Consider the following 5193-nt stretch of genomic DNA (forward strand, 5'->3'; position numbering starts at 1 on the left):
GTTCGGCAGCGTCGCCTCGTCGGCGGACGGCATCTTGCCGAACAACGCCCGGTCCGCCGGTCCGAATGCCCAGCGCCACAGGATGAACAGATACACGCCGGCGATCGCCGGAATGCCGATGACGATCTCCACCCATTCGAACCGGTGGGGGAGCGAGGTGAAGCCGGCGCCCACGATGATCGCCGCCAGCGTCGCCCATACCAGCGGCCAGCGCAGCGGCGACACGGGCGCAGAAAGGATACGCCCCAGCAGCCAGGCCTTGATCACCGACGTCAGCGCGAGGCTCGCCATCAGCGCGATCGCCGGGCCAGCCGCCTGATAGGCCTCCGGCCAGCCGAGCGCGCGCATCCACAGGATCAGCGCGAAGCTCAGTCCGATCTGGAACGCCAGCATGATGGCCGAGATGATGAGATTGCGGTGCCGCGCCGTATAGACCAGCGCCGTTTCGCAAACCGCGCCGGTGGAGGCGAGCACCTCGGCCGTGAGCAGGAAAACAAGCGCCGCGGTGCCGGCCACGAACTGCGGCCCCACGATCCCCATCACCGCTTCGCCGGGGATTGAACCCATGAGCGTCAGGCAGCCCTGTGCCGCGATGATCCAGAACGCCACCTGCCGCACCTGCCGCGCGATCGCCGGCAGGTCATTGGCGGCAAGGCTCTGCGTGATAACCGGCCCCAGGATCGGGTCGAACGATGTCTTCAGCTTCTGCGGCAGGCTCGCGACCTGCTGCGCCATGTAATAGATGCCGACGATCTTGGGCTCGAACATCACGCCCAGGATGAACCGGTCGACGTTGCGCGTGCCCCATTCGAACGCATCTGCGCCGGCGAGCGGGATATTGTCGCGGATCATCGCCAAAAGGTCGGTGAGGTGCGGCACCCAGCCGCGCGGCAGGCCATAGCTGCGCACCAGCGGGACGATGGAGGCAATCAGCGCCGCCGTCATGGACGCGACATAGCTCAGCACCAGCCCGTCGCGCGTGGTGAAGAAGGAGAACGCCCAGGCCGCGATCGAGATCGTCCACGGCTCCACCACCGCCCGTGCGGTGACGGCTGCCTTGACGTTCAGCCGATAAGCGAGCGCCGCCAGGCTCACGTCCGACCAGGCGATCGCGAGCACGATCAGCCCCAGCCAGCGGTCGAGCCCGACGATCGGCGTATTGGGGTACATGATCTCCGGGAAGGACCAGAGCACCGCGCTCGCCGCCAGCGACAGCAAGGCGGCGACGACCAGCCCGTCGGCGACGACATGGACATGCGGCCGCGTGGTACGCGAAAGCGCCTGCGCCAGCCCTCGCTTCAGCCCCAGCGTGGCGACCAGCGCGGCCAGCTCCACCACCACGACGGCAATGGCAAACCGCCCCACGAGGTCCGGCCCGTAGAGCCGCCCCGCGATGAACAGGAAAGGGATGCGCGCCGCCAGCCGCAGGATGAACCCCGCAACATTGGTGCGCCCGCCCTTGGCCAGCTGCGCGATGTCCTGAGAGGTTTCAGCCACGGATCGCCGCCACAACAAACATCGTCATGCCGGCCCTGTGCTGGCATCCAGCCGTCCGCGAACCCCACGAACGGTGGATGTGCGGACCAGTGGATGCCGGTACAAGCCTGTCCTGAGCTCCGCCGAAGGGCCCGGCATGACGAGGACGGTTCGTCCCAAAACCAACCGTCACCCCGGCCCTGCGCCGGGGTCCAACGTGCAGCGAACGCTGACGTGCAAAGTCGAAGCGCAGCGCCCGCGGAGCCTTGGCCCCCGGCGCAAGCCTGTCCTGAGCTCCGCCGAAGGGGCCTGGGTGACGCAGCGAGTAAGTCGAACGGCCACCCACTAGTGCGCCGCCCCCCAGCTCGCACCCGTCCCGATCTCCACCGCCAGCGGCACGTCCAGCTTCACCGCCGGCTCCGCCGCGGTCGCCATCACCCGCTCGATCACCGGCTTCGCGGCCTCGACCTCACCCTCGGGCACCTCGAACACCAGTTCGTCGTGCACCTGGAGCAGCATCCGCGTCCCCGTCAGCCCGGCTTCGGCGAGCGCCGGCTCCATCCGTGCCATCGCGCGCTTGATGATATCGGCGCTTGTCCCCTGGATCGGTGCATTGATCGCCGCGCGTTCGGCGCCTTGCCGCTCGTGCTGCACCTTCGATTTGATCCGCGCGAAATGCGTCTTGCGGCCGAACAAGGTCTCGGTGAACCCTTGCTCGCGCACCGCCTGGAGCGTCTCGGCGATGTACCGGTTGATCCCCGGGAAGCGCTCGAAATAGCGGTCGATCATCGCCTGCGCCTCGTCCGCGCTCACATCCAGCCGCCCGGCCAGTCCCCAGCGGCTGATGCCGTAAAGGATCGCGAAGTTGATCGTCTTGGCCCGCCCGCGCGTGTCGCGATCGACTGTCCCGAACAGCTCCTGCGCGGTCAGCGAATGGATGTCGTCGCCGCGCGCGAACGCTTCCTTCAGCGCCGGCACGTCGGCCATGTGCGCCGCGAGCCGAAGCTCGATCTGCGAATAGTCCGCCGCCAGAATGACGTTGCCCGGCTCCGCCACGAACGCGTCGCGGATCTGCCGCCCCGTCTCGGTGCGGATCGGGATGTTCTGCAGGTTCGGATCGGTCGAGGACAGCCGCCCGGTCTGCGCGCCGGTCAGCGAGTAACTGGTGTGGACGCGCCCGGTCGCCGGATTGATCTGCTCCTGAAGCGAGTCGGTATAGGTCGACTTCAGCTTCGACAGCTGCCGCCAGTCGAGCACCCGCGCGGCGATCTCCTTGCCGGGCGAGTCCTTGTCCGCCGCGATCCGCTCCAGCTCGTTGACGTCGGTGGAATAGACGCCGCTCTTGCCCTTGCGTCCGCCCTTGATGCCCATCTTCTCGAACAGCACGTCGCCGAGCTGCTTGGGGCTGCCGATCGTGAACGGCGCACCCGCGATCCCGTGGATCACGCCCTCCAGCTCGGCCATCTGCCCGGCGAACTCGGTGGAGAGGCCCGCCAGCCGCTCGCGATCGACCTTGATCCCGTGCCGCTCCATTCGCGCGATGACGGACACCAGCGGCCGGTCGACCATCTCATACACCCGCGTCGCGCGCTCCACCGGCAATCGCGCGCGAAACCGCCGCCACAGCCGCAGCGTCACGTCGGCATCCTCGGCGGCGTAGCGGGTTGCGGCCTTCAGATCGACTTCGTGGAAGCCGATCGCCTTCTTCCCCGTCCCCGTCACGTCCTTGTAGGCGATGCAGCTGTGCGACAGATGCGTCGCCGCCAGCTCGTCCATGCCATGCCCGTGCAAGCCGGCATCGAGATCGAAGCTCATCACGATCGTATCGTCATACGGCGCCACCGTGACGCCCAGCCGCGCCAGCACGATCAGATCGTACTTCAGATTGTGCCCGATCTTGAGCACCGCCGGGTCCTCCAGCAGCGGCTTCAGCTTCGCCAGCGCCACGTCGCGGTCGATCTGCACCGGCTTTTCGGCGAACATGTCGCTGCCACCATGCGCCAGCGGCACATAGCATGCGCGGTTCGGCGCCAGCGCCATCGATACGCCGACCAGCTCCGCCAGCATCGGATCCTTGGCGGTCGTCTCCGTATCGATCGCCACCCAGCCCTGGTGCCGCGCCGCCGCGATCCATTCGTCCAGCGCCGCCTCGTCGACCACCGTCTCATAGCCGTCGTGGTTGCACGGCGGCTCTTCCTCCTGCGGCACGCCGGTCGGCTCTGCCGGGGTCGGATCGACACCCTCATTCTGCTCCGCGGCAAGCTTGGCAAGCAGCGACTTGAACCCGTGATGCTCCAGGAACGCGCGCAAAGGTGCCTCGGGAATGCCGTCAAGCGCCATTTCCTCCAGTGGCTGGGGCAGCGGCACGTCGCACGCCAGCTCAACCAGCTTGCGCGACAATCGCGCCATCTCGGCATGCTCCATCAGATTGTCGCGCAGCTTGCCCTTCTTCATCTCGGGCGCCGCGGCAAGCACGCCCTCCACGCTGCCATGTTCCAGAATCAGCTTCGCCGCGGTCTTCGGCCCCACGCCCGGCACGCCCGGCACATTGTCCACGCTGTCGCCCATCAGCGCCAGCACGTCGCCGAGCTTGTCCGGCCCGACGCCGAACTTCTCCACCACTTCCGGCGGGCCGAAACGCTTGTCCTTCATGGTATCGAGCATGTCGATGCCCGGCTCGGTCAAGAGCTGCATCAGATCCTTGTCGGAGCTGACGATCGTCACCTGCCAGCCCTGCGCCAGCGCGGCCTTGCTGTACGACGCGATTAGGTCATCCGCTTCCCAGCCCAGTTCCTCGATGCACGGCAGCGAAAAGGCGCGAGTCGCATCGCGGATCATCGGAAATTGCGGCTTCAGATCCTCCGGCGCGGGCGGCCGCTGCGCCTTGTACTGGTCGTACATGTCATTGCGGAACGTATGCTCCGACTTGTCGAGGATCACTGCAAGATGCGTCGGCCCGTCCGCCTTGTGCAGGTCATTGGCGAGCTTCCACAACATGGTGGTATAGCCATAAACGGCGCCGGCCGGCTCGCCGTGCTTGTTGGTGAGCTTCGGCAGCACGTGATACGCGCGAAAGATGAAGCTGGAGCCATCGACGAGATAGAGATGCGGCATGGTGGCCGCTTAGCGGATCGTGCGGCGGCCCACAAATTGCGGAAGCACCGGTCCGGCGCGCACGCCGCCGCCGCTGGTCCGTCGGCCATGCGCGGGGCGAACGGCGCGGGTGACTACAGCTTGCCGAAGCGCTCCTCGAAGCCCTTGATGTCGCCGGCGGCCAGCAGCTTGGCCTGTTCCAGCCAGCGGTCGCGGCCCATGCGGCCGGTGAACGGCCCGAGACGCGCATCCAGATCTTCCGCGGCGCGCTGATCCAGCGCGGCAAGCTCGCCCACGGTGACGATGCCCATTTCCGCCAGCATCGAAGCCACTTTCGGGCCCAGGCCCTTGATCTGCGTGACCGGCGCTTCTCCCGGCGCATGCCCCGCCGGCACGGCTGGCGCGACGGTCGGCGCGGGTGCCGGCTCCGGCGCCTGCTCGGGTGCCGGTTCGGCAGCGGCGCCGGCCGGGGTCGCCGGCATCGGCTGCGCTTCGGCGGCTGGGGACGCCTGCAGCGGCGCGGCGGCGGCCACCGGCTCGTCGGTCAGCGGCGCTGGCGCATCGGCGAGCGGCGCGGCCGGCGCCACCTCGGGCATGTCGGTCAGCGGCGGGGGTGGCGGCGCG

The 5193-nt window shown here is 68.0% G+C and carries 3 protein-coding genes; all 3 read right to left on the reverse strand.

Annotated features, from left to right (window positions below; all coding sequences use genetic code 11):
- The coding region (locus AX702_RS14820) for a lipopolysaccharide biosynthesis protein (RefSeq protein ID WP_066780848.1) at positions 1-1497 on the reverse strand (1497 nt) is incomplete at its 3' end.
- A 324-nt stretch (positions 1498-1821) separates the two neighbouring features.
- Positions 1822-4590 (reverse strand): DNA polymerase I, encoded by a 2769-nt coding sequence (polA, locus tag AX702_RS14825; RefSeq protein WP_066780850.1) that lies wholly within the window; start codon positions 4588-4590, stop codon positions 1822-1824.
- Between the two features lie 113 nt (positions 4591-4703).
- On the reverse strand, positions 4704-5193 hold a 490-nt coding region (locus tag AX702_RS22625), incomplete at its 5' end, for a hypothetical protein (protein WP_197420628.1).

It is taken from the genome of Sphingomonas sp. CCH5-D11, assembly GCF_001557395.1.
In the GTDB taxonomy this organism is placed as follows: Bacteria; Pseudomonadota; Alphaproteobacteria; order Sphingomonadales; family Sphingomonadaceae; genus Sphingomonas.